The 24,082-nt window shown below is 73.4% G+C and carries 21 protein-coding genes; 10 read left to right on the top strand and 11 right to left on the bottom strand.

Annotated features, from left to right (window positions below; translation table 11 throughout):
• Positions 1-12: 12 nt before the first annotated feature.
• A complete protein-coding gene (gene fbaA, locus FHX75_RS15785) occupies positions 13-1,035 on the top strand; it encodes a class II fructose-bisphosphate aldolase (protein WP_154940719.1) in 1,023 nt (340 codons plus the stop codon).
• Between the two features lie 52 nt (positions 1,036-1,087).
• Here the strand turns inward: fbaA and FHX75_RS15780 are convergent, their stop codons facing one another.
• Positions 1,088-2,299 (bottom strand): LOG family protein, encoded by a 1,212-nt coding sequence (locus tag FHX75_RS15780; RefSeq protein WP_211364478.1) that lies wholly within the window; start codon positions 2,297-2,299, stop codon positions 1,088-1,090.
• A 251-nt stretch (positions 2,300-2,550) separates the two neighbouring features.
• Here FHX75_RS15780 and FHX75_RS15775 point away from each other — a divergent pair, with 251 nt between their 5' ends.
• Positions 2,551-2,979 (top strand): DUF3151 domain-containing protein, encoded by a 429-nt coding sequence (locus FHX75_RS15775; protein ID WP_154940715.1) that lies wholly within the window; start codon positions 2,551-2,553, stop codon positions 2,977-2,979.
• Between the two features lie 45 nt (positions 2,980-3,024).
• Here the strand turns inward: FHX75_RS15775 and FHX75_RS31650 are convergent, their stop codons facing one another.
• Positions 3,025-5,514, bottom strand: a complete 2,490-nt coding sequence (locus tag FHX75_RS31650; protein WP_246158098.1) for a chromosome partitioning protein — start codon at positions 5,512-5,514, stop codon at positions 3,025-3,027.
• Positions 5,515-5,590: 76 nt separating this feature from the next.
• The gene (locus FHX75_RS15765) at positions 5,591-6,601 is read right to left on the bottom strand and encodes a diacylglycerol kinase family protein (protein WP_154940713.1); all 1,011 of its coding nucleotides are present in this window, start codon (positions 6,599-6,601) and stop codon (positions 5,591-5,593) included.
• Positions 6,602-6,723: 122 nt separating this feature from the next.
• On the opposite strand from FHX75_RS15765, the gene FHX75_RS15760 reads away from it, so the two are divergent.
• From FHX75_RS15760 to purD, 3 genes are all read left to right on the top strand, one after another.
• Positions 6,724-8,013 (top strand): adenylosuccinate synthase, encoded by a 1,290-nt coding sequence (locus tag FHX75_RS15760; RefSeq protein ID WP_154940711.1) that lies wholly within the window; start codon positions 6,724-6,726, stop codon positions 8,011-8,013.
• 178 nt (positions 8,014-8,191) lie between these two features.
• On the top strand, positions 8,192-9,124 hold the full coding sequence (locus FHX75_RS15755) for a PDDEXK family nuclease (RefSeq protein ID WP_154940709.1): 933 nt from the start codon (positions 8,192-8,194) through the stop codon (positions 9,122-9,124).
• Positions 9,125-9,213: 89 nt separating this feature from the next.
• A complete protein-coding gene (gene purD / locus FHX75_RS15750; RefSeq protein ID WP_154940707.1) occupies positions 9,214-10,461 on the top strand; it encodes a phosphoribosylamine--glycine ligase in 1,248 nt (415 codons plus the stop codon).
• Positions 10,462-10,512: 51 nt separating this feature from the next.
• Here the strand turns inward: purD and FHX75_RS15745 are convergent, their stop codons facing one another.
• The 4 genes from FHX75_RS15745 to FHX75_RS15730 form a co-directional block, all read right to left on the bottom strand.
• Positions 10,513-11,691, bottom strand: coding sequence for a serine hydrolase domain-containing protein (locus FHX75_RS15745; RefSeq protein WP_154940705.1), 1,179 nt, complete (start codon positions 11,689-11,691; stop codon positions 10,513-10,515).
• A gap of 87 nt (positions 11,692-11,778) precedes the next feature.
• Positions 11,779-13,341 (bottom strand): AMP-binding protein, encoded by a 1,563-nt coding sequence (locus FHX75_RS15740; RefSeq protein ID WP_154940704.1) that lies wholly within the window; start codon positions 13,339-13,341, stop codon positions 11,779-11,781.
• A 172-nt stretch (positions 13,342-13,513) separates the two neighbouring features.
• Positions 13,514-14,728, bottom strand: coding sequence for an acyl-CoA dehydrogenase family protein (locus FHX75_RS15735; protein ID WP_154940702.1), 1,215 nt, complete (start codon positions 14,726-14,728; stop codon positions 13,514-13,516).
• Position 14,729: 1 nt separating this feature from the next.
• On the bottom strand, positions 14,730-15,182 hold the full coding sequence (locus FHX75_RS15730; RefSeq protein WP_154940700.1) for an SCP2 sterol-binding domain-containing protein: 453 nt from the start codon (positions 15,180-15,182) through the stop codon (positions 14,730-14,732).
• Positions 15,183-15,260: 78 nt separating this feature from the next.
• On the opposite strand from FHX75_RS15730, the gene FHX75_RS15725 reads away from it, so the two are divergent.
• Positions 15,261-15,899, top strand: coding sequence for a TetR/AcrR family transcriptional regulator (locus FHX75_RS15725; protein WP_211364477.1), 639 nt, complete (start codon positions 15,261-15,263; stop codon positions 15,897-15,899).
• Positions 15,900-15,938: 39 nt separating this feature from the next.
• Here FHX75_RS15725 and FHX75_RS15720 read toward each other — a convergent pair whose 3' ends face one another.
• From FHX75_RS15720 to FHX75_RS15710, 3 genes are all read right to left on the bottom strand, one after another.
• Positions 15,939-16,556 (bottom strand): DedA family protein, encoded by a 618-nt coding sequence (locus tag FHX75_RS15720; protein WP_154940696.1) that lies wholly within the window; start codon positions 16,554-16,556, stop codon positions 15,939-15,941.
• Positions 16,557-16,644: 88 nt separating this feature from the next.
• Positions 16,645-17,703, bottom strand: coding sequence for a MaoC/PaaZ C-terminal domain-containing protein (locus FHX75_RS15715; RefSeq protein ID WP_154940694.1), 1,059 nt, complete (start codon positions 17,701-17,703; stop codon positions 16,645-16,647).
• Entirely contained in the window at positions 17,703-19,085 is a 1,383-nt protein-coding gene (locus FHX75_RS15710) for a 3-oxoacyl-ACP reductase (protein ID WP_154940692.1), read from the bottom strand. The genes FHX75_RS15715 and FHX75_RS15710 overlap by 1 nt, the downstream gene beginning before the upstream one ends.
• Positions 19,086-19,141: 56 nt before the next feature.
• On the opposite strand from FHX75_RS15710, the gene FHX75_RS15705 reads away from it, so the two are divergent.
• The 4 genes from FHX75_RS15705 (at position 19,142) to purB (ending at position 23,397) form a co-directional block, all read left to right on the top strand.
• Positions 19,142-20,434 carry an acetyl-CoA C-acetyltransferase gene (locus FHX75_RS15705; protein WP_154940690.1) on the top strand — a complete coding sequence of 431 codons (1,293 nt, stop codon included), beginning with the start codon at positions 19,142-19,144 and terminating at the stop codon, positions 20,432-20,434.
• A 142-nt stretch (positions 20,435-20,576) separates the two neighbouring features.
• Complete coding sequence (locus FHX75_RS15700) at positions 20,577-21,485, top strand: TNT domain-containing protein (protein WP_154940688.1); 909 nt, start codon at positions 20,577-20,579, stop codon at positions 21,483-21,485.
• Positions 21,486-21,548: 63 nt separating this feature from the next.
• Positions 21,549-21,800, top strand: coding sequence for a hypothetical protein (locus FHX75_RS15695; protein ID WP_154940686.1), 252 nt, complete (start codon positions 21,549-21,551; stop codon positions 21,798-21,800).
• Between the two features lie 172 nt (positions 21,801-21,972).
• Positions 21,973-23,397, top strand: coding sequence for an adenylosuccinate lyase (gene purB, locus FHX75_RS15690; protein WP_154940684.1), 1,425 nt, complete (start codon positions 21,973-21,975; stop codon positions 23,395-23,397).
• A 104-nt stretch (positions 23,398-23,501) separates the two neighbouring features.
• Here purB and FHX75_RS15685 read toward each other — a convergent pair whose 3' ends face one another.
• Positions 23,502-24,068, bottom strand: coding sequence for a YbjQ family protein (locus FHX75_RS15685; RefSeq protein WP_088964305.1), 567 nt, complete (start codon positions 24,066-24,068; stop codon positions 23,502-23,504).
• Positions 24,069-24,082: the final 14 nt, after the last annotated feature.

Raw genomic sequence — 24,082 nt, 5'->3', positions numbered from 1 at the left:
GGAGCGTTCGACATGCCCATCGCTTCCCCCGAGACTTACGCGGAGATGCTGGACCGGGCCAAGTCCGGCCGGTTCGCGTACCCGGCGATCAACGTGACGTCGTCGCAGACGCTGAACGCGGCGCTGAAGGGCTTCGCCGACGCGGAGAGCGACGGCATCATCCAGGTCTCCACCGGTGGTGCCGAGTACCTGTCCGGCCCGTCGGTCAAGGACATGGTCACCGGCGCGGTGGCGTTCGCCGCGTACGCCCGCGAGGTGGCCAAGAACTACCCGGTCAACATCGCGCTGCACACCGACCACTGCCCGAAGGACAAGCTGGACAAGTTCGTCCGGCCGCTGATGGGGATCTCCCAGGAGCGGGTGAAGCGCGGCGAGGAGCCGCTGTTCCAGTCGCACATGTGGGACGGGTCGGCCGTGCCGGTGGCGGAGAACATGGAGATCGCCGCGCAGCTCCTCGACGAGGCCGCCAAGGGCAAGATCGTCCTCGAGATCGAGGTCGGCGTGGTCGGTGGCGAGGAGGACGGCGTCGAGAACGCCATCAACGACAAGCTCTACACCACGGTCGAGGACGGCCTGGCCATGGTGGAGGCGCTCGGCCTCGGCGAGAAGGGCCGCTACATGGCGGCGCTGACCTTCGGCAACGTGCACGGCGTCTACAAGCCGGGCAACGTCAAGCTCCGCCCCGAGGTCCTCGACCACATCCAGATGGCGGTCGGCGCCAAGTACGGCAAGGAGAAGCCGCTCAGCCTGGTCTTCCACGGCGGCTCGGGCTCGCTGCTGTCGGAGATCCGCGAGGCGCTGGACTACGGCGTGGTCAAGATGAACATCGACACCGACACCCAGTACACCTTCACCCGTCCGGTCGCGGACCACATGTTCCGCAACTACGACGGTGTGCTGAAGGTCGACGGCGAGGTCGGCAACAAGAAGATGTACGACCCGCGCGTCTGGGGCAAGGCCGCCGAGGCCGGCATGGCCGCCCGCGTCGTCGAGGCCTGCGAGCACCTGCGCTCGACCGGCACCAAGATGAAGTAACAGCTGCCAGCGCGACGGCCGGCTCCCCGCCCGGGAGCCGGCCGTCGGTGTCTCAGGCGGTCGCGGTGAGCACCCGGACGGCCTCCCGGACGTCGTCGGTCAGGTGCACGGTGGTCGACAGGTCACCGAACGGGGACGCCGCGAACAGCGGCCGCAGCAGCGACTCGATCGGCAGTTCCCGGGTCCAGTACGCGCGGTCCAGGAAGACGTACGCCCCGCTCGCCCCGTCGGTGCCGTAGTAGGTCTTCGTCGCCGCCTGGAACACCTCCTGCACGGTGCCCGCCCGGCCGGGCGCGAAGACGATCCCGCCCCGGGCCAGCCGCAGGATGGTGTCCTCCCGGATGGCGTTGGAGAAGTACTTGGCGATCCGCCCGGCGAAGAGGTTCGCCGGTTCGTGCCCGTACAGCCAGGTGGGGATCGCCAGCCCGCCGGAGCGGGCCCAGTCGAGCTCCGGCGCCCGCTGCTGCGGGACGGCCGGCCCGGTCGCGTACCGCTCGCGGACCGCCAGCGCGGCCGCCGTGTAGCGGTCGTGGTCGGTGAAGTCCGGTGCCACGGCGAGCAGGTCGATCGCGGCGGTCAGCTCCTCGGCCGGCCGACCCGCGAGGAACGCGCCCAGGTTGGCCGCCTCCATCACGCCCGGTCCGCCGCCGGTCACCACCAGCCGGTCGGCCCGCGCCAGCTCCCAACCCAGCACCGCCGCCATCCGGTACGGCACGCTGCCGCGCGGCACGGCGTGCCCGCCCATCACCCCCACCACCGACTGCGGCCCGTGCGTCGCGAGCCAGGACCGGGTGGCGTCGACCAGCGCGTTGTCCACGCCGTGGTCGTGCAGCCGCTGGCCGAGCGCCTCCCGGACGTCCGGCAGCGCGCCGCCGTGCTCGCGGAAGTGCGCGTACACCCGGGTGTCGTACATCCCGGCGAAGCCGCCCTCGGCGAACCCGGCGGCCAGCTCCTCGGGGGTGTAGAGGTGCGACGGCTGGGTCGGGTACGGCAGGCCGGAGAAGGGCGGCACCACGTTCGCCCCGCGCCGGACCAGGTCGGCGCCGACCTCTCGGGAGGCGAACCGGCAGCCGACGAAGAGGGTGCCGGCGACCTCGGTGCGGGTCAGGTCGGGGATCGGGTCCAGGTCGAGGCGGAGCCCCTGCACGGTCAGGCCGGCGAGGCTGCCGGTGGCCAGCCGCCGGTCGAAGTCGGCGCGGGTCTCGATCTCGTCGTGGCTGGTCTCGTGCGGCGCGATGACGTCCGCGGGAGGTGGGGTCGGCACCAGGCCATCCTGCCCGGCCCGGGCAATGGCCCAAACCTGCCGGTCCGGGGGCCGGGACGACAGGAGCCCGGCGGTCGAAACCGCCGGGCTCCTGCGTAACCGGGTCCTGGGGAGGCTCCGGATTAATAGTTGTAATGGAAAACATCTCGCGGCGGCATGGGCCGCAGGCGTGACGGACGCCTCCCCCGTTCAGCCAGCGCGCCGGGCCGATCCTCTCGCGCGCGGTAGGGCGAAGCCGGTTGAATGGGACGATGCAGAACCTGTTGCCTGAGCCACCGGCCACCCTCCTGCCCGCGCACGAAGAGGCGGACGCCACGCTCGCGGCCGCCGCCGAGAAGGGCACCGACGAGGCGTACGCCGAGGTCGCGGCCCGCTTCCCGACCTACAGCGCGGCCTGGGCGGTGCTGGCGACCCGGGCCTTCAGCGCCGGCCAGGTCATCCCCGCGTACGCCTACGCCCGCACCGGCTATCACCGGGGCCTGGACCAGCTGCGCCGCAGCGGCTGGAAGGGTCACGGGCCGGTGCCCTGGTCGCACGGCCCCAACCAGGGCTTCCTCCGCTGCCTGTACGTCCTGTCCCGGGCGGCGGGCGAGATCGGCGAGGCGGACGAGGCGGCCCGCTGCGCGCAGTTCCTCCGCGACTGCGACCCCGCCGCCGGGGACGCCCTCGGCAGCGAGTGACCTTCGTGACGGCCGGCCCGGCGGTGACCGGGCCGGCCGTCACGGCTACAGCCCCTCGGCCACCGCGGCGGCGATCTTCAGCCAGGCGTCCCGGGTGGCGGAGGAGAGCCCGCCGTACCGGATCGGCTCCCCGGTGTCGATCAGACGCTCGTACGGCGCGAGCAGCACCGCCCGGGTGCGGGCGGCGAAGTGCTCCTGGATCGCCGGCAGGTCGATCTCCTTGCGGGACGGCGGCATCGACACCACCGTCACCGCCTGCCGGACCAGCCGCTGCCGGCCGCTCTGCTCCAGGTGGTCGAGCATCCGGGCGGCCGTCTCCGCCGAGTCGTTCCGGGCCGACATGGTCACCACCAGTTGGTCGGTGGCGTCCATCGCCGCCTGCCAGTTCTGCGCCCGGACGTTGTTCCCGGTGTCCACGAAGATCAGCTTGTAGAACCGGCTGACCACCTCACGGATCTCCGCGAAGGCCGCCGCGGTGAGCATCTCGCCGCCGGTGGCCGACTCGTCCGAGGCGAGCACGTCGAACATCCCCTCGCCCTGCGAGCGGACGTACTGCGACAGGTCGCCGATCCGGCCGTGCGCGCCCTGGAACTGCCCGAGGTCGCGCAGCATGTCCCGGACCGTACGGGAGTGGAAGTCCTGCTGGGCGCGCATGCCCAGGGTGCCCTGGGTCTCGTTGTTGTCCCAGGCCAGCACGTACCCGCCGCGCTTCTGACCGAAGGTCATGGCGAGCAGCAGGATGGCCACCGTCTTGCCGGCGCCGCCCTTCGGGTTCACCACCGTCACCTGGCGCAGCCCGCCGAAGTTGCGACGGACCATCTCGACGTCCCGCTTGATCTCCTGCTCGTGCCGCCCCGGCGGCAGCTTCAAGCCGATCTTGTTGACCACCGCCCGTACCCCCATGGTGGCGACCGGGTCGGCCGGACGGGCCTGCCGGCGGCGGGCGAAGTCCTCGGCGGTCGGCGCCGACGCGCCGTCCGGCGTCCAGCCCGCGTCCGGGTAGCCGCCCTGCGCCGCCCGTGCCGGCGGCTCCGGGTACGACTGCCGGGGCAGCCCGGCCGGCGGGGTGCCCTCCTGCCAGGACGGCTGGTACCACCCGGCGGGCGGCTGCGGCCCCGGCGGCGCGGCGGTCATCGGCCCGGGCTGCGGCGGGCCGGCGTGCGCAGGCGGCACCGTGAGCGTGGGCCCCGGTGGGTACTCCGTCGGCGGGTGCGGGCCGGGTGGCGTCAGCGGCGTGCCCGGCGAGGGCGGGAACGGACCCAGCTTCGGCGCCGGGGGCGTGGGCTCCGCCGGCGGCCCGGGCACCGTCGCGCTGCCGATCGCCTCGTCCCCGATCGCGGCGCCGCCGTGGTCACCGCGCATCGCCGCGTCGCCGCGCATCGCCGGGTCGCTGGCGGCGGTGGAACGCTGCGGTGGCTGGGCCCACGGCGACTCGCCCTGGCCCCGGGCCGCCTGGGGGATGCTCGCCGCGGGTACGACCGGGGTGCCCGGCGCGGTGTGCGGCGGGGGCGCGGTGATCGGCTGGTCCAGGGTGAAGGGCAGGTCGAGGTCGACCGGGGCGGGCTGCCCGACGCGGGGTGCCGGGGCGGTGCGCTCCGGTCGGTCGGCGTTCTCCGCCGGCTCGGCCTGCGGCCGGGCCTCCCCGGTCACCGGGCCCGCTTCGGCGGCCACGACGGCGTGCCCGGCCGGCAAGCTGGCCTCGGCCACCATTCCGGGTTCGGCGGTCCTGCCGTTGGTCGCTGGGATGCTCGGGCCGGCGGCGGTGCCGCTCGCGGTGGGGATGTTCGGGCCGGGTGCGGTGCCGTTGGTGGCCGGGATGCCGTGTCCGGCGAAGGTGCCGTCGGGGGTGGCGTTCGGGTCGGTGGTCCTGCCGTCCGTGGGCGGAGTGGTCGGGCTGGCCGCCGCGCCGCTCGTGTCGGCGGCGGAGCCGTTCGTGGTCGGAAACTCCAAGCCGGTGGTCGGGCCGCTCCCGGTCATGGCGGTGTCTCCGCCGGTGGCCGGAGCCGCGTACCCGGTGACCAGGCCGTCCGGGCCGGTGGCGCCGCCGTACGTGCCGGCCCCGCCGTTCCCGTTCGCCGCGAACCCCGTCGTGGGCTGGCCGTCGCCAGCGAGGTGTTCGGCGCCGACCAGGCCGCGCGCGCTGTCCCCACCGACCGGGCCGCCGCCGTCAGCACTCACCGGGACACTGCCGCCGACGGCAGTGTCATGGTCGAGGTCGGAGTCATATTCCTCGCCCGCGTCCGCCGGCGTGGTGGGCCGGTCGTCGGGGCCGGCCGCGTACGGCGGCAGCGGCGGCGGGGCCGGTTCGTCGGCGCGTAGGGAGGCCCAGTCGCCGTCCGGCGGGGGCGCCGTCCAAGCGTCGGCGGCGGGGGCGGCGTTGACCTCGGCGGTCAGCGACGGGTACAGCGGCGAGGCCTGGACGCCCCAGGTCGGGGCGGTGTCGGTCGCGTCGGGCGGCCAGAGCGGTTCGATGTCCCGCTCCGGCACCGCAGGCGGGCCGGGCAGCCGGCCCCGGTCGGCGTTCTCGTCCACCACGGTTCCTCCCCATTCCTCCTGCCGAGGATAGGCCGTCCCGTTCCGGTCACGGAACGTAGCGGAACGCCGTTCCGGGTCAGCTCGTCCAGACCGCCCAGGCGCCCGCCTCGGTCCACCAGGACCGCTTGCGGCTCAGCTCGCCCTCCACACCGTCGTCCAGGAAGGGGACCTTCTCGTCGCGGGGGACGACCGCGACCGCCCGGCCCCGGGCCCGGCGGACCTCGAACCGGATCCGCTTCCGGCCGAACGCCTTCCGGGTGACCACCGGCACGGCCACCGCCACCTCGACCACGCCGTCGGTCGGGTCCGGAGTGGTCAGCAGCGGCAGCCCGTCCAGGGACGCGTACCCGCCGGCGTTGCCGATCGCGCAGGCCAGGATCGGGTCCTCGCCGTCGGAGAGCACCGCGTCGTCCACCTCGACCCGGCCGCGCCAGTGCAGCGGGCGCCCCGTGTCGTCGGCCGCGCCGAGCAGCGCGCCGTCCAGGGTCACCGAGCCGGCGTCGTTGCGCAGCAGGTCGAGCCGGCGGGCGGTGCCGTCGAGCACCGCGGCGGCCACCGCCGCCGGGTCGCGGGGCAGCCCGAGCTGCGCCGCCAGGTCAGCCCGCGTGCCGCTCCGGGCGGGGTCGAGCGGGAGTACGCCGATCGGCGGCAGGTCCGGCACCGTACGGTTGCCGGCCAGGTCCGCCGGGCGGCGGCTGGGCGGTGGGGCGTACCGCCGGACCAGCCGGCGCAGCACGGCGCGCAACTGTGCGTCACTGGCCGTGGCGACGACCAGCCGGGTCTTGGAGTCGGGGTCGGGCCAGGTGAGGCCGTCGGGGCGGGCGGGGGCGTCGAGCCGGGCCAGCACCTCGTCGATCTCGGCGTCCGAGCGAGCGGTGACGGTCTCCACCCGGGCGCCCCGGGCGGTCAGCGCGTCCGCGCAGGCCAGCACCGGTACGCGCGGCGTCTCGCAGCGCTCCTCGGTCGGCTTCGACGCTTCCGCGCCGGCAGCCTCGGTCGCGCCACCGCAGCAGGCTCCGCCGCTGCCGCAGCCCCCACCGGGAGCGTCCCGCTCCGAGCCGAGGGTGAGCAGCACCACGTCGTACACTCCGAGCCTCCTGCCTCTCGACGCGACCCCTGCCGGTCCCGCCGTCACTACTTGTTAGCCTGACACCCCGGGCTCGCCAACCGGTCGCCACCTGGCACCCGAGCCTTCTGGAGGCGGAGAAGATGCCAGCGATCGTGCTCATCGGCGCTCAGTGGGGCGACGAGGGCAAGGGCAAGGTTACCGACCTGCTGGGTGAGCGGGTCGACTACGTCGTGCGCTACTCCGGCGGCAACAACGCCGGTCACACGGTGATCACTCCGGACGGGCAGAAGTACGCGCTGCACCTGATGCCGTCCGGGGCGCTCTCGCCGAGCGCGATGATCGTCATCGGCAACGGCGTGGTGGTCGACCCGAAGGTGCTGCTGGCCGAGATCGACGGGCTCGCCGAGCGTGGCGTGGACGTCTCCCGGCTGCGCATCTCCGGCGACGCGCACCTGATCATGCCGCACCACCGGGCGCTGGACCGGGTGGTCGAGCGCTACCTCGGCAGCTCGCGGATCGGCACCACCGGCCGGGGCATCGGCCCGGCGTACGGCGACAAGGTCGCCCGGATGGGCATCCGGCTCCAGGACCTGCTCGACCCGGGCATCCTGCGCAAGAAGCTGGAACTCGCGCTGCGCGAGAAGAACCAGCTGCTGTTCAAGATCTACAACCGCAAGGCGATCGACGTCGACGCGACGCTCGAGGAGTACCTCCAGTACGCGGAGCGCCTCAAGCCGTACATCGCGGAGACCCGGGTGATGCTCTGGGACGCGCTGGACCGCGGCGAGACCGTGCTGCTGGAGGGCGCCCAGGCCACCATGCTCGACATGGACCACGGCACCTACCCCTTCGTGACCTCGTCGAACCCGACGGCCGGTGGGGCGTGCGTGGGGGCGGGCATCCCGCCGACGGCGATCAACCGGGTGATCGCGGTGAGCAAGGCGTACACCACCCGGGTCGGTTCCGGGCCGTTCCCGACCGAGCTGTTCGACGACAACGGCCAGCACCTGCGCAAGATCGGCCACGAGTACGGCACCACGACCGGCCGCGAGCGCCGCTGCGGCTGGTTCGACGCCGTCGTCGCCCGGTACGCCTGCCGCCTCAACGGCGTCACCGACCTGGTGGTCACCAAGCTGGACGTGCTCACCGGCATGGCGAAGGTGCCGATCTGCGTCGGGTACGAGATCAACGGTGAGCGCTTCGACGACATGCCGATGACCCAGACCGACTTCCACCACGCCAAGCCGATCTACGAAGAGCTCGACGGCTGGTGGGAAGACATCACCAAGGCGAGAACCGAAGCCGACCTCCCCGAAAACGCCCGCCGCTACATCGCCCGAATCGAAGAGATCACCGGCACCCGCGTCAGCGTCGTAGGAGTAGGCCCCGGCCGCGAAGAAAACGTAGTCCGCCACCCCCTCCTCCCCTAACCCCCCACCCCGCCCCCGGCCCCAACCCCGTTGATCATGAAGTTATTGCCGCCCACCTCGGCGTGTCGGGGCAATAACTTCATGATCGACGCGCGGGTAGCGGGTGGTTGTCCACAGGGGGGCGGGGTTTTCCACAGGGGGTTTTGGGGCGCCTTGCTGACCGGGACAGTCGGTTGGTGTGGATGCGTTGGCGGTGGTGCGGCGGGTCGCGGCTCGGCGGGACGGAATTGTCACGTTGGCGCAGGCGCGGGCGGCCGGCTTCACGGTGCACGAGGTTCAGCGACTGTGCCGGGCGGGCCGTTGGCGTGCGGTGGCCCGGGCCAGTTACCTGGTCGATGCCGACCTGCATGACGGCGTGCCGAGGAAGGCGCGGGTGCGTGCGGCCGTCGTTTCCTTCGGTCCCGCGGCGGCTGCCGTCCTGCGGACCGCCGCCGAGCTGCACGGTATCGCCGGCTGTCGGTCGACCGAGGAGATCCATCTCTCGGTCCCGGGCCGGGTGGCCCGGCCTGCGCGACTGGCTCACCCGGAAGTGATCGTCCATCAGCTGGCCATCGGTGAGCGGCAGTTGGTTCGGATCGACGACATCCCGGCCAGCACCCCGTTGCGCACGGTCGCTGACCTCATCGTGAGAGAGGACCGCTATCCGGCGGTCTCGGTGCTCGACTCGGCTCTGAATCGTCGGCTCGTGACCGAGGACGATCTGCTCGGTGTCCCTCCGCTCATCCGCGGTCGGCGAGGCGCCGTTGCCGCCCGTGGCTATCTGGCGGAGGCGGACGGCCGTGCGCAGTCGCCGTTGGAGACCCGGGCTCGACTGCGCTGTGTCGACGGCAAGGTTCCGCCGGACGCGCTGCAGTTGGCGGTGCGGGACGACGACGGCTACCTGCTCGGCATCGGGGACCTGGGCTGGCGTGGTCCCAGGCTGATCGCCGAAGCCGACGGCCGAGCCGCGCACGACACCCCCGAGGCGATCTTCGCCGACCGCCGCAGACAGAACCGCCTGATCAACGCCGGCTGGTCCATCCTCCGCTTCACCTGGCAGGACACCCTCGACCCCAACTACATCCCCTGGACCGTCCGCCAGGCCATCGCCGCCGCCGGTCGTCGCCGTTGATCATGAAGTTGTTGCCATGACACGCCGACATGGTGGGCAACAACTTCATGATCAACGGGGTGGGAAGGGGGGTCGGTAGGATCGCCGGCGTGCGGGTTCTTCTTGTGGGTGGTGGGGGGCGGGAGCATGCGCTCGCGCTGGGCCTGGTCGGTGACCCGAGTGTCGAGGGGGTGATCGCGGCGCCGGGGAATCCGGGGATTGCCGGGATCGCCGAGCTGCGCGAGGTGGCGGCCGCCGATCCAAGTGCGGTGGCGGCGCTCGCGGTCGAGGTGCAGGCCGACCTGGTGGTGATCGGGCCGGAGGCACCGCTGGTCGCCGGGGTCGCGGACGCGGTGCGGGCCAAGGGCATCGCGGCGTTCGGGCCTTCGGCCGAGGCGGCGCGGCTGGAGGGTTCCAAGACCTTCGCCAAGGAGATCATGACGGCCGCCGGCGTGCCGACCGCGCGCGCCCACACCTGCACGGACGCCGAGAGCACCGCCCGGGCCCTGGACGAGTTCGGTGCGCCGTACGTGGTGAAGAACGACGGGCTCGCCGCCGGCAAGGGCGTCGTCGTCACCGAGGACCGGGACGCCGCGCTGGCGCACGCGCAGGAGTGCGGCCGGGTCGTGGTTGAGGAGTACCTCGCCGGGCCCGAGGTCTCGCTCTTCGTGGTCACCGACGGCGAGGCGGCGCTGCCGCTGCTCCCGGCGCAGGACTTCAAGCGGGTCGGCGACGGCGACAGCGGCCCGAACACCGGCGGCATGGGCGCGTACGCGCCGCTGCCCTGGGCGCCGCCCGGCCTGGTCGACGAGGTGATGCGCGACGTCGTGCACCCGACGCTGGCGGAGATGCGCCGCCGGGGCACCCCGTTCGCCGGGCTGCTCTACGTGGGTCTGGCGCTGACGACCGCCGGTCCCCGGGTGATCGAGTTCAACGCCCGCTTCGGCGACCCGGAGACCCAGGTGGTCCTCGCCCTGCTGGAGACCCCGCTGGCCGGGCTGCTGCACGCCGCGGCCACCGGCACGCTGGCCGCGCACCCGCCGCTGCGCTGGCGCGACGGCGCCGCCGTCACGGTCGTGGTCGCCGCCGACGGCTACCCCGCGTCCCCGCGTACCGGTGATGTGATCACCGGCGCGGACCGCGCCGGGATCATCCACGCCGGCACCCGCCGGGCCGCGGACGGCGCGTTGCTCTCCGCCGGGGGCCGGGTCCTCTGCGGTACGGCCACCGGCCCGGACCTCGCCGCCGCGCAGGATGCCGCCTACGCCCTGGTACGCGGCGTCGAGCTGGCCGGCTCGCACCACCGCACCGACATCGCCGCCGCCGCGGTCGAGGGCCGGATCGCCGTCCCCGACTGACCCGACCGGCTCGCCCGTCGGGCGGGAGAGTCCCCGCCCGGCGGAGCGTCGTCAGAGCATCCCGAGCGCGGCGCCGATGACGGCCTGGGCGGTACGGCTGAGCTCCTCACCCTTGGCGTCGGTCCCGGTGATCGAGTACTGCATTCGGAACCGACCGTCCCGGGTGGACGCCACGCCGGTCAGGTAGCCGAACCGGGACCCCGTCTTGATCCACAGGAGTTCACCCCCGGGCAGTGGGAACGCGGTGAGCCCGACGCTGTAGCGGGCCGGACCGCCGGCGACGTCGGGGACCGCGGGCAGGGTGAACATCTCGGCCAGCTGGGCCGGCGGGACCACCCGGCCGGCGAAGAGCGCGGTCATGAACGTGTCCAGGTCGGCCAGGCTGGAGATGACGTTGCCGGCGGCCGGGGTGAAGGTCTGGCTCCACGTCGTCGCGTCCACCAGTTCGGTGGCCCCGTCGCGCACGACGGCCTGGTACCCGTGCGCGTGCGGACCGAGGATGCGCGGGTCGTCGCCGGGGGCGTAGGTGTCGCGCAGGCGGAGCGGGCCGGCGATCCGCCGGTCCAGCTCGTGCGCGTACGAATGGCCGGTGACCTTCTCCACCAGCAGGCCCGCGACGATGTAGCCCATGTTCGTGTAGTGCTGCCTGGTCCCGGGCTCGAACTCCCGCGGGTTGCGCAGGCCGAGCCGCACGATCTGCTCCGGCGTCCACCGGTCGTACCGGTGGGCGAGCTGCCACTCGATCCCGTCCGGCATGGTCGGGCTGGGGATGCCGCTGGTGTGGTCGAGCAGCTGGCGGACGGTGACGGTCGGGTAGTCGGCGGGCAGCAGCCCGGGCAGGTGACGCTGCACCGGATCGGCCAGGTCGATGCGGCCCTCGGCGGCCAGTTGCAGCACCAGTGCGGCGGTGAAGACCTTGGTGACGCTGCCGATCCGGAACCGGGCGTGCGGCGGGACGGGGGCCTGGCCGCGCAGGTCCCGCACTCCGCTGACGCCGGTCCAGCAGCCCTCCGGCGTGGCGATCCGCACCTGCGCGCTGGTCGCGTCGGCGTTGGGTAACCCGCTGATCGACGCGCGCAGCGGGGACGGGTCGAGGGTGCCCGGGCGGCAGGTGGTTCCCGCCCGGCCGGTGGCGGCGCTGCCCGGAGCGGCCGCTGCCGGGGTGGCGACGGTCAGCGCCAGGCCGAGCGCCGCGACGGCGAGGACGGTACGGCTGTTCGTGATCTTCATGGGGTCGAGCCTGCCGCCCCGGCCGGGCCGGGAGCATCGGGGAGAATCCCCCGGCGCACCCGGGACGGTGGCTCGGGGGTACCCCGGTCAGCCGTAGTAGCGGCGCAGTTCCCGGCTCAGCACCTTGCCGGTGGCGTTGCGCGGCAGGTACTTCACGAAGATCACGTCCCGGGGTACGGAGAACCGGGCCAGGTAGTGGCGGACGTACTCGCGGACCGCCTCGGGGTCGAGCACCTCGCCGGGGTGCAGGCCGAGGAAGGCGGCGAGCCGCTGCCCGTACTCCGGGTCGGGTACGCCGATCACGGCGGCCTCCCGGACCTGGGGGAGCCGGGCCAGCAGGTCCTCCACCTCGGACGGGAAGACGTTCTCCCCACCGGAGACGATCATGTCGTCGGCGCGGCCGTCGACGAAGAGCAGCCCGTCGGCGTTGATCCGGCCGAGGTCGCCGGTGTCCAGCAGCCCGTCGTGGGTCTCCCGCCGCGCGCCCGAGGTGTAGCCCTCGAAGAGCATCTCGTTGCCCACGAAGATCCGCCCGATCCGCCCGTCGGGCACCGGCTGGCCGTCGTCGTCCAGGATCTCCAGTCGGGTGCCGTGCGGCGGTCGGCCGGCGGTGGTGGGCGCCTCGCGCAGGTCGGCGGGGCCGGCGATGGAGGCCCAGGAGACCTCCGTCGAGCCGTACAGGTTGTAGATCACGTCGCCGTAGACGTCCATGAACCGCGGCGCCAGCCCGCCGGGCAGCGCCGAGCCGCTGACCGCGACCACCTTCAGCGGCGGCCGCGGCTCCGGCGGCGGCACGTCGAGCAGTCGCTGCACCATCACGGGTACGGCGAAGAGCGCCTGGCACTGGTGGGCCACCAGCGCGGCCAGCGTGGCGGCCGGCTCGAACCGGCGGTGCAGCACGATCGTGGCGCGCAGCGCGAAGGCGACCTGGAGGGCGGCGTACCCCCAGGTGTGGAAGAGCGGCGCGGCGATCATCACGGTGTCCCGGGTGTGCAGCGGGATCCGGTCGATGATGGACACCAGCGGGCCGAAGCCGTTGGGAGTGGGCCGACGGGCGCCCTTGGGCGCGCCGGTGGTGCCGGAGGTGAGCACGATCGTCCGGCCGTCGCGCTCGGGCGGTTGCAGGTCGCCGGGGAGCGCGCCGGCGATCAGCTCTTCCAGGCCGCGCTCGTCCACCCGGTGCACCTCGGCGGGGAGGCCGAGAATCCGGTCGGCGAACTCGTCGTCGTGCACCAGCACCCGGAGCCGTTGTTCCTCGGTCACGGTGGCCAGTTGTGCGGCGGAGAGGCCACTGTTGACCAGCACCGCGTCGGCGCCGAGCACGGTGGCGGCGACGACCGCCTCGATCAGCCCGTGGTGGTTACGGCAGAGCACCCCGACCCGGTCGCCGGCCTGTACGCCGAGCCCGGTCCGCATCGCCCGGGCCAGCCGCTCGGCCCGGTCGAGCAGCTGCTGGTAGGTCAGTTCGGCGCCCTGCTCGTCGATGACGGCGACCCGGCCCGGATCGCGGGCGGCGGCCTGGCGCAGCTCGCCGGCGAGGCTCCAACCCCACTTGCGCAGCGCCTGGAGCTGGGAGGCGACCCGGATCGGCCGGCCCGGGGTGAGCAGCCCCCGCCGGGTCAGCGTGGCCACGACGAACGGCAGGTCCATGCGGCGCCTCCTTCTCCGGGGGGTGAGCGTGAAGGGCCCCCGCGCGGGGGCCCTTCAGCCGGACGTCACCTTCCGATCATGCACCGGATACCTGCGGGAGCCCAACCGGTGCGAGATGTGGCCACCTGGTGGACATACCGATGTGTCGGACGTCGCCACCGAAGGTGACGGGTCAGCGGATCTGCATGCCGGAGATCGCGCGGGAGATGACCAGCCGCTGGATCTCCGAGGTGCCCTCGAAGATGGTGTAGATCTTGGCGTCCCGGTACCACCGCTCGACCGGGTGGTCGCGCAGGAAGCCCGCGCCGCCGAGCAGCTGCACCGCCCTGTCGGTCACCGCGACGGCCACCTCGCCCGCCTTGAGCTTGGACATCGAGCCCTCGCCCGCGGTGAAGGGGCGGTTGTTGCGGCCCATCCAGGAGGCCCGCCAGACCAGCAGTCGGGCGGCGTCGATCTCCATCTTCATGTCGGCCAGCGCGAACGCGACCGCCTGGTTCTCGATGATCGGCCGTCCGAACTGGACTCTTTCCTTCGCGTAGTCCAGGGCGTACTCGTAGGCGGCCCGGGCCACGCCGAGCGCCTGCGCGCCGACGGTGGGCCGGGACAGCTCGAAGGTGCGCATCGCGGCCTGGCCGGAGGCCTTCCGGCCGGAGCGGGCCCGGTCGAGTCGTTCCAGCAGGGCGTCCCGGCCGCCGAGCAGGCAGCGCCCGGGCACCCGTACGTCGTCCAGGAAGACGTCGGCGGTGTGCGACGCGCGCAGCCCCAGCTTGCGCAGCTTGCGGGTTGCGTTCAGCCCGGCGGTCCCCGGCGGTACGACGAACGCCGCCTGCCCGCGCGAGCCCAGCTCCGGCTCGACCGAGGCGGTGACCACGTGCACCCCGGCGATCCCGCCGTTGGTGGCGTACGCCTTCTGCCCGCGCAGCACCCACTCGTCGGTGGCCTCGTCGTAGACCGCCCGGGTACGCATCGCGCCGACGTCGGAGCCGGCCTCCGGCTCACTGGTGCAGAACGCGGCGACGGCGGGCTGGTCGACGTCGCCGAAGCACTGCGGTACCCACTCGACCATCTGATCGGGGGTGCCCGCGCCGTAGATGGCGGCGACCGCGAGGCCGGTGCCGAAGATGCTCAGGCCGATGCCCGCGTCACCCCAGAAGAGTTCCTCGCTGGCGATCGGCAGGGAGAGGCCGGTGGGGTCGGCCCAGCAGGTGGCGAGGAACTCGAAGCCGTAGAGGCCGACCTTCGCCGCTTCCTGGATGATCGGCCAGGGAGTCTCCTCCCGGGCGTCCCACTCGGCCGCGGCCGGGCGCACGACCTCGGCGGCGAAGCCGTGCACCCAGTCGCGTAGATCCCGCTGTTCCTCGTTCAGGTCGAGCGAGAACTCGGCCATGTCAGGCCTTGGGGATGTCGAACAGGTTGGCGATGTTGGCCGCCAGGCCCAGGTCGCCCTTGGCCTTGAGCTTGCCCGTCATGAACATCATCACCGGGTTGGCGCCACCGGAGACGATCTTCAGGAACTCGACCGGGCCCATGGTGAGGCTGAGCTTCGGGTCGTGCTGCGGGGTCTCGTTGACGGTGCAGGTGCCGTCGGCGATGGCGACCTCGTAGGTGTCGGTGCCACCGTCGGGCCGGCCGGTGATGTTCCAGTGGATGACCGCGTTGGTGGAACCGGCCCGGTCGGCGCGGAACAGCTGCGGCATCCGGCCGAAGACCTCGCTGAGGATCTTGCCGCGCAGGTCGCCGGACATCACCTCGGCGATCTTGTCATCGGGGGTGGACTTGACCAGCTGCGCGAACTCCTTGGGGCCGACGTTGGCGAAGTTGGCCGGGTCGAAGTCAGTCATGGGGGAATGCACCTCTCGGGCGGGCCGACTTTGGTTACTCGGGCGTAACCTTACGCACGAGTAGGTATGCTCGCAAGAGTGTCCAGCACACCTACGTTCAAGCGCCTGCCCCGGGCCGTACGCGAGCAGCAGATGCTCGACGCGGCGGTCAAGGTCTTCTCCCGGCGCGGCTTCCACGCCGCCAGCATGGACGAGATCGCCGAGGACGCCGGCATCTCCAAGCCGATGGTCTACGCCTACCTCGGCACCAAGGAGGAGCTCTTCGTCGCCTGCCTGCACCGCGAGGGCACCCGGATGATGGAGGCGATCGCCGGGGCCGCCGCCCCGGACCTGCCCGCCGACGAGCGGCTCTGGCGGGGGCTGCGCGCCTTCTTCGGCTTCGTCGGGGCGCACCGGGACGGCTGGGCGGTGCTCTACCGGCAGGCCCGGGGCTCGCAGCCGTTCGCCGCGGAGTTGGCCACGATGCGCGCCCGGCTGGTCGAGGTGGTCGCCGGGATGCTCGACCACGCGCTGCGCGCCGACGGGCGCGAGGTGGGTGAGACCGACCTGGAGGTCGTCGCGTACGCCCTGGTCGGCGCGACCGAGTCGCTGGCCGACTGGCTCGCCGACCACCCCGACGCCGACCCGGAGAAGACCGCCACCCGGATGATGAACGTCGCCTGGCTCGGCGCCGGCCAACTGCTGCGCGGCGCCACCTGGCGACCCCCGGCGGCCTGACGGCCGCGCCGGGAAGCGACGGTCAGCGGCGGGCAACGGTCAGCGGCGGGCGACGGCGCGGCGGTGGGCGCGGCGACGCACCCAACGGACCGACTCCACCAGCCCGGTGACGGCGAGGGAGAGGGCGACGCCGGCCAGCAGGGCCTTGATCGGGTCGCGCTCGAAGGCCAGGCCGCCGAAGTAGCCCAGCAGGGCGCAGTAGGTCCCCCAGGTGCCGGCCGCGAAGGCGTCGAAGAGCAGGAAGTAGCGCAGCGGGTAGCGGACCGCGCCCATGGTCAGGGTGACCGCGGTGCGGCCGCCGGGCACGTACCGGGAGGTCATCAGGATCATCCCGCCGCGCCGGTCCACGGCCCGGCGGGCCCACTCGGAGCTGGTCCGGCGGCGGCTCTCCGCCGGGAGACGGGCCAGCCGGTGCGCGCCGCCACCCCGGCCGATGCCGTAGGAGATGTGGTCACCGACGAGCGCCCCGAGCGCGGCGGTCACGATCACCGCCACGATGTTCGGCTCACCGCCGGCGGCGAAGACCCCAGCGGTGATCACCACGGTCTCGCCGGGCACCGCCGGGAAGAACGCGTCGACCGCGGTGACCACGATGATCACCAGGTACACCCACGGCGAGGTGACCGTGTGGTGGAGCAGGTCGAGCACGGACTCCATGCCCTCATGCTCGGGGCTCGACCACCGCCCCCGGGCCGAGTCGGCGGATCAGGCCACCGCCGACCGCCGCCGCACCCGCCCCCGTCGTTCAGCGGACGGTGCCGACCAGGTGCGGACGGCCGGTCCGCGCGTCGTGCAGGGCGAAGTCCCAGGCCGGGGTGGCGCTGAAGGCGACGGTGCCGGGCAGCGGCACCGGCAGCTTGAACGCCACGTCCACCGTGTACGCCTCCGGCAGCCGGCTCTCCAGCGCCGCCAGGCAGCGGGCCTTGCTCCACATCCCGTGCGCGATCGGGCGGGGGAAGCCGAGCAGCCGCGCCCCGAGCCGGGAGGTGTGGATCGGGTTGTGGTCGCCGGAGACCCGGGCGTAGTCCGTACCGACCCGGGGCTCGACCCGCCAGCGGGCGGTGGGAGCCGGCGGCGCGGGCCGCTCACCCCGCTCGCGCCGCTCACCGCCGCCGGGCGTGCGCTCCTTGCCCAGGTACGTCGAGACGCCGCGCCAGACCTCCTCGCCGCCGACCGACCCGACCAGGACGACGTCGACCTGCCGCCCCCGCTCGTGCGGCCGGAGGTTCTCCGCGTGGGTGACGAAGTCCAGCGTCTCGCCGGCCTCGATCGGGCGGTGCACGGTGATCCGGTTGCCCACGTGCACCACGCCGGTCAGCGCGATGGGGAACTCCGGCGTGGTCATCAGCCGCAGCGACAGCGGAAAACCCATCACGTGCGGGTACGTCGCCGGCAGCCGGTCGGAGAGCCGGAACCCGCAGACCCGGTCGTAGTCGGCGAGGTGCGCGCGGTCCACGGTGACGCCGGCGACGGCCAGCTCGACCTGCGGCGGGGCGTCCGGGCGGCGGGACCGGCCGATGACCGGCACCGCGTCGCGCAGCGCCCGGCGGTAGAGCGCGCCGGGCGCGGGCATCCGGGGCAGCTCGACCCGCGCCCGCGCCGCCGGGGCGGCGTGCGCGGACAGGTCCGTGGTCGCGTACGCCGACAGGTCGTGGGTGGCTTCTAGGCTCACGTCGTGCTCGGACGAGGCGGCCCGGACGGCGGCCAAGTCCGCCGCCGAGATCACCTCGGTCGGCCCGTCGATGAGGTCGTGGACGGAGAGGTTCTCCGCCGGGCCGTCCTCCGGCCGCTTCTTCCTCGCCATCACGCCCCCAGCAGACTCTGGCCGCAGACCCGGACCACGTTGCCGCTGACCGCGCCGGACGCCGGCCAGGCCAGCCAGCCGATCGTCTCGGCCACGTCCACCGGCAGGCCGCCCTGCGACATGCTGTTCATCCGGCGGCCCGCCTCGCGCAGCGTCAGCGGGACACGCGCGGTCAGCCGGGTCTCGATGAACCCGGGGGCGACCGCGTTGACGCTGATCCCGCGCCCACGCAGCGCCGGGGCCAGCGACTCGACCAGCCCGATCACGCCGGCCTTGCTGGTGGCGTAGTTGGTCTGGCCCCGGTTGCCGGCGATGCCGGCGATCGAGGAGACCGAGACGATCCGGCCGCCGGCCGGGATCAGGTCGCGGGCCAGCAGCACGTCGTTGATCCGCTCCTGGCTGGAGAGGTTGACGTCGAGCACCTGGTCCCAGCGGTCGGCGTCCATCCGGCCCAGCGTCTTGTCCCGGGTGATGCCGGCGTTGTGCACCACCACGTCGACCCGGCCGTGCCGGCCGGCGAGGTGCTCGGCGAGCCGGGTGGGAGCGTCCGGGGCGGTCAGGTCGAGCTGGACAGCGCTGCCGCCGATCTCGTTGGCCACCGCGGCGAGCTCGTCGCCGGCGGCCGGGATGTCCAGCGCGACGACCTGCGCGCCGTCGCGGGCGAGCACCCGGGCCAGCGCCGCGCCGATGCCCCGCGCCGCGCCGGTGACGAGGACGACCTGCCCGTCGAGCGGGCGGTCCCAGTCCGCCGGCGGCTGGGCGGTGCCGGCGCCGACCCGGACCACCTGCCCCGAGACGTACGCGGACCGGCCCGAGAGAAGGAAACGGAGGGTCGATTCGAGGCTGATCAGGGTGCCGGCTGAGAGGTCCGGGCCGTCCGAGGTGTCACCGGCCTCCTTCGTGACGTAGACGAGCTGGGCGGTCACGCCGCGGCCGAACTCCTTGCCGATGCTGCGGGTCAGCCCCTCCAGGGCCCGCTGGGCGGTCGCCTCGCGCGGCGAGTCGCACTCCGCTGGCGGGGTGCCCAGCACGATCACCCGGCCGCTGGGCGACAGCGCGCGGGCCTGCGGGTGGAAGAAGTCGTACAGCTGGCGCAGGCCGGTGGAGTCGGTGATGCCGGTGGCGTCGTACACCAGGGCGCCGAAGCGCGCGGTGGCGTCGACGGCGGCCGGATCGCGCAGCTCGACCGCGGCGGCGGTCAGGATCTTGCCGACCGGCTCGGCGAGCCGGCCCCCGGTGGCCGTCCCGAGCAGCACCGGCCCGGGGACGAGCGGGTCGCCGGGCGTGTGCCGGCGCAGTCGCGGCGGATCGGGCAGCCCGAGGCGCTTGACCAGCGCGCGGCCGGCCCCCGATTGGACGAAGCTCGCGTACCTGTCGGTCATAGGCGTAGCCTACTGGCCAGTAGGTTGTGGGCAAGTCCTGAAACGGAGGCGGGATCGTGCAGAGCATCCGGCGGGTCGCGGTCATCGGCGGCAACCGCATCCCCTTCGCCCGGTCCAACTCCCGCTACGCGAACGCGTCCAACGCGGACATGCTGGGCGCGGCGCTGGACGGGCTGGTGGCCCGGTTCGGCCTGGCCGGGCAGCGGGTCGGTGAGGTGGTCGCCGGCGCGGTGCTCAAGCACGCGAAGGACTTCAACCTCACCCGCGAGGTGGTGCTCGGCTCGAAGCTCGACCCGCACACCCCGGCGTACGACATCCAGCAGGCCTGCGGCACCGGCCTGGAGGCGGCCATCCTGGTCGCCAACAAGATCGCCCTCGGGCAGATCGAGGTGGGCATCGCCGGCGGCGTCGACACCACCTCCGACGCGCCGCTCGCGGTCAACGAGGACATGCGCCGCACGCTGCTCAAGCTCAACTCCGCCCGCACCCTCGGCGAGCGGTTGAAGATCGCCGCCAAGCTGCGGCCGCACCAGCCGTTCAAGCCGGAGATCCCGCGCAACGCCGAGCCGCGTACCGGGCTGTCGATGGGTGAGCACGCCGCGCGGACGGCGGTGCGCTGGCAGATCGACCGGCAGGCGCAGGACGAGCTGGCGCTCCGCTCGCACCAGCGGCTCGCCGCCGCGTACGACAAGGGTTTCTTCGACGACCTGATCACGCCGTACCTGGGGCTGACCCGGGACCAGAACCTCCGCCCGGACACCACCCTGGAGAAGCTGGGCTCGCTCAAGCCGGTCTTCGGCGCCAAGGGCCCGGACGCCGACCAGGCGACCATGACCGCAGGCAACTCCTCCCCGCTCACCGACGGCGCGTCGGCGGTGCTGCTCGCGTCGGAGGAGTGGGCCCGGGAGCACCACCTGCCGGTGCTGGCCTGGTTCTCCTGGTCCGAGGTTGCCGCCGTCGACTTCGTGCACGGCGACGAGGGGCTGCTGATGGCCCCCGCGTACGCGGTGCCCCGGATGCTCGCCCGGGCCGGGCTGACGCTGCAGGACTTCGACTACTACGAGATCCACGAGGCGTTCGCCTCGCAGGTGCTGGCCACCCTCGCCGCCTGGGAGTCGCCGGAGTTCTGCAAGGACCGGCTGGGCCTGGATGCCCCGTTGGGGTCCATCGACCGCGACAAGCTCAACGTCAACGGCTCCTCGCTGGCCGCCGGGCACCCGTTCGCCGCCACCGGCGGCCGGATCGTCGCCACCCTGGCGAAGCTGCTCGCCGAGAAGGGGAGCGGCCGGGGGCTGATCTCCATCTGCGCGGCGGGCGGGCAGGGCGTCACCGCGATCCTGGAGCGCTGACCGTTCCGCCTGGCCACCCGCTCGTCCACGGGACGAGCGGGTAGCGGTCCCTCTTTCGGCGGCAAAGGGCACAAAGGCTCACATTCCCGCCCCGCCCTCCCGACGATGAAGGCGTTGACCGTCCTTCATCGGGAGGTTCGTCGTGGACCGCAGACGCTGGCTGCTCGCCCTGCTCTCCGGCGCGGCGCTGATCCTCTTTCCCGGGCCCGCCGATCAGGCCGCCGCGCCCGACGTGGTCGCGCGGGCCGGCACCCGCCCCGACGACGCCGCACCCGAAGCGGGCGACGCCGCCGGCCGTCCCGGCGATGCGCCTGGTGTCCGCTCCGGCGCCGACCAGCCGCAGCCGCCGGCCGGGCCGCGCCTCTGCCGTCCCGGCCTGCCGCCGAGCGCGCCGCCGACCACCCGGTACCTCGACGACAACCCGCTGCTCGGCCCCGCCCGGTTGCCGACCGCGTCGCCGCTCGGGCCGCTGCTCGCCGGCTACCAGCGCTTCGGCGGGCTGACCCAGAGCCGGTTCCTGGCCCGGTACACCACCGGCGCCCCCGCCGGGTACGTCTTCCCGCCGGCCAACGGCTTCGTCGTCGCGCCGGACGGCACGCCGCTGAAGACCCGGCAGACCCTGCTGGCCGGGTACCGCCTGGACCGCTTCGGCTTCGCCGGCGGCGCGTTCCTGGCCCCGCTCGGCACCCCGGTCAGCGCCCGGTCCCTGGCACCGCAGAGCCTCGACACGCCGCCACTTCCCGCACCGCGGCCGGCGCTTCCGTCGGCCGCGCCGCTGGCCAACTACCACACCTACTGCGTGCTCAAGCCGTTCGACGTCGACTCCGGCCCGACCGCGCCGTGGTTCGCCCAGCCCGGCCTGGGCACGCAGTTCCAGCTGAACCCGGCCTACCTGCCGCAGGCCGGTGCGAACCTGACCGTGCAGTGGCTGGTCGACCACCAGTTCCTCGTGGAGGAGTCCCTGGCCGGCACCGCCGGGGAGTGCGTGACCGACGGCGTGCCCCGGCGGGGTGGCACGGGTGGCGGCGTTCCCGCCGTCCACGTCTGCTGACCCAACGGGCGGTCACCGCAGCGGCGACCGCCGGAGCGGCCGGTGCGGAGCGGGAGGTCGGGAGTGGATCGGCACGAGGTGCGCAACGCCCTGCTGGCGACGGGACTGTCGCCGGACGCCTTCGAGCTGGAGGGGGTGCACGAGCACGTGCCGGTGCCGCCCGACTTCTGGTTCCTGCGTCGGTCGGCGGGTGGGCGCTGGGAGATCGGCCTGTACGAGCGCGGGACGCGGGACGTGCGGCAGGTCTTCGACACCGAGGAGGAGGCGTGCGCGGGACTGTGGCGGGCGCTCACCGGCCGCCCCGCACCGAGCTGACCCGCGCTGCCGACGTTGATCCACCCCAGGTCGGCGAGGTGGCGGTCTCGGAGCGTTCCTCATTCCGCCATATCGCCGACACCGGGTCGATCATCCTTCAGCCGTCCCGCGAAGGGGGCCTGACCACCCGCCCGGCGTGGCCGGCGCTCGTGCGTACGAGAGAATGAGGCACGTGACGACGATCCCGAACGTGCTCGCCAACCGGTACGCCTCACCCGAGCTGGTCGCCCTCTGGTCACCAGAAGAGAAGGTACGGCTGGAACGGCGGCTCTGGCTCGCCGTACTGAAGGCGCAGCGCGACCTCGGCGTGGCCGTGCCGGACGGGGTGGTCGAGGCGTACGAGCGGGTGGTCGACGACGTCGACCTGGCCTCGATCGCCGAGCGGGAGCGGGTCACCCGGCACGACGTGAAGGCCCGGATCGAGGAGTTCAGCGCGCTCGCCGGGCACGAGCACGTGCACAAGGGGATGACCTCCCGGGACCTCACCGAGAACGTCGAGCAGCTCCAGGTGCGCCGCTCGCTGGAGCTGATCCGGGACCGCGTCGTGGCCGCCCTGGCCCGGCTGGCCTGGCTCGCCCACGAGCACTCCGGTCTGGTGATGACCGGGCGCTCGCACAACGTCGCCGCGCAGGCCACCACGCTGGGCAAGCGTTTCGCGTCGGCCGCCGAGGAGCTGCTGATCGCGTACGAGCGGCTGGAAGACCTGATCAACTGGTACCCGCTGCGCGGGATCAAGGGCCCGGTCGGCACCGCCGCCGACCAGCTCGACCTCTTCGACGGCGACGCGGAGAAGGTGGCCGAGCTGGAGCGCCGGGTGGCCGGGCACCTCGGGTTCAGCCGGGTGCTGGACAGCGTCGGGCAGGTCTACCCGCGCTCGATCGACGTGGCGGTGCTCGCGGCGCTCTCCCAGGTCGCCGCCGCCCCGTCCTCGCTGGCCACCACGATCCGGCTGATGGTCGGCCAGGAGCTGGTCACCGAGGGCTTCAAGCCCGGCCAGGTCGGCTCCAGCGCGATGCCGCACAAGATGAACACCCGCTCGTCGGAGCGGGTGAACGGCTTCGCCGTGATCATCCGGGGCTACCTGTCGATGGTCGGCGAGCTGGCCGGCGACCAGTGGAACGAGGGGGACGTCTCCTGCTCGGTGGTCCGCCGGGTCGCCCTGCCGGACGCGTTCTTCGCCGCCGACGGGCTCTTTCAGACCTTCCTCACCGTGCTGGACGAGTTCGGGGCGTACCCGGCGGTGATCAACCGGGAACTGGAGCGGTTCCTGCCCTTCCTGGCCACCACCAAGATCCTGGTGGCGGCGGTACGCCGGGGCGTCGGCCGCGAGGTCGCCCACGAGGTGATCAAGGAGCACGCGGTCGCCGTCGCGCTCGCCATGCGGGAGAAGGGCGCCGCCGAGAACGACCTCTTCGACCGCCTCGCCGCCGACGGCCGCCTCGGCCTGACCCGGGCCGAGATCGACGCCCTGGTCGCCGACCCCACCACCTTCACCGGCGCCGCCCAGGCCCAGGTCGACGCGGTCACCAAGCGCATCACCGCGGTCGTGACGGCCCACCCCGAGGCCGCCACCTACTCCCCGCCGCCCATCCTCTGACCTCCGAGACCGCCCCCGTTCGCGGCGTGTCGCGGTGTCGTCCGGCCGGGACACCCCGACCCGCCGCAGACCGGGGTGGATCAGGCGCGGCGTCGCCGGCCCGGTCAGGAGTTGCGGGTGGGGGTGTCGGCGGCGGAGGAGAGGTTCGGGGCGCTCGCCGGCTCCGCGATGCCGCCGGGGGCCTCGGTGAAGCCGGGCTCCTGGGCGGTCTCCGCCGCGACCAGCGGCTGGTCGCTCGGCATGACGTCGGGCACCTTGGGTACGACGATCACCGCCGTGCCGTACGCGCAGATCTCCATCCACATCTCGCCGCAGTCGCGGCTGTCGAAGCGCATCCCCACCACGGCGTTCGCGCCGAGCCGGAGGGCCTCCTCGCCGAGCCGGGCCACCGAGTCGGTCCGCCACCGGGTGAGGTTGTCCGGCGCCATCGGGTCGTACGCGCCACCGCGCAGGTTCTTGACCCCCTCGCGGTACGGGTTGCGCGTCCGGGCCATCGATGAGACCACTTCGCCGAGGATCTGGCGGATCTCGTAGCCAGGCAGTTGATCCGTCGTCACGACCAGCACGGTTCCGATGCTGTCAGGCCGCGCCCGGGCCGTTCGCGAGCCGTGTTCACCTGATCGGATGCTGCAAAACGAGGCGGCGCGGACGGCGGGCGCTCGGCCGGCCATCCGCGCCGCCACGG

The sequence above is a fragment of the Micromonospora palomenae genome (assembly GCF_007829925.1).
GTDB classification, from domain to species: domain Bacteria; phylum Actinomycetota; class Actinomycetes; order Mycobacteriales; family Micromonosporaceae; genus Micromonospora; species Micromonospora purpureochromogenes.
This window is presented reverse-complemented; position numbering and strand designations above follow the sequence as displayed.

Excerpts from the sequence above, each read along its gene's own strand:
- fbaA (WP_154940719.1), top strand. The coding sequence starts at position 13 with ATGCCCATCGCTTCCCCCGAGACTTACGCGGAGATGCTGGACCGGGCC.
- FHX75_RS15775 (WP_154940715.1), top strand. The coding sequence starts at position 2,551 with ATGCAGAACCTGTTGCCTGAGCCACCGGCCACCCTCCTGCCCGCGCAC.
- FHX75_RS15760 (WP_154940711.1), top strand. The coding sequence starts at position 6,724 with ATGCCAGCGATCGTGCTCATCGGCGCTCAGTGGGGCGACGAGGGCAAG.
- FHX75_RS15745 (WP_154940705.1), bottom strand. The coding sequence starts at position 11,691 with ATGAAGATCACGAACAGCCGTACCGTCCTCGCCGTCGCGGCGCTCGGC.
- FHX75_RS15740 (WP_154940704.1), bottom strand. The coding sequence starts at position 13,341 with ATGGACCTGCCGTTCGTCGTGGCCACGCTGACCCGGCGGGGGCTGCTC.
- FHX75_RS15735 (WP_154940702.1), bottom strand. The coding sequence starts at position 14,728 with ATGGCCGAGTTCTCGCTCGACCTGAACGAGGAACAGCGGGATCTACGC.
- FHX75_RS15730 (WP_154940700.1), bottom strand. The coding sequence starts at position 15,182 with ATGACTGACTTCGACCCGGCCAACTTCGCCAACGTCGGCCCCAAGGAG.
- FHX75_RS15720 (WP_154940696.1), bottom strand. The coding sequence starts at position 16,556 with ATGGAGTCCGTGCTCGACCTGCTCCACCACACGGTCACCTCGCCGTGG.
- FHX75_RS15715 (WP_154940694.1), bottom strand. The coding sequence starts at position 17,703 with ATGGCGAGGAAGAAGCGGCCGGAGGACGGCCCGGCGGAGAACCTCTCC.
- FHX75_RS15710 (WP_154940692.1), bottom strand. The coding sequence starts at position 19,085 with ATGACCGACAGGTACGCGAGCTTCGTCCAATCGGGGGCCGGCCGCGCG.
- FHX75_RS15685 (WP_088964305.1), bottom strand. The coding sequence starts at position 24,068 with ATGGCCGGCCGAGCGCCCGCCGTCCGCGCCGCCTCGTTTTGCAGCATC.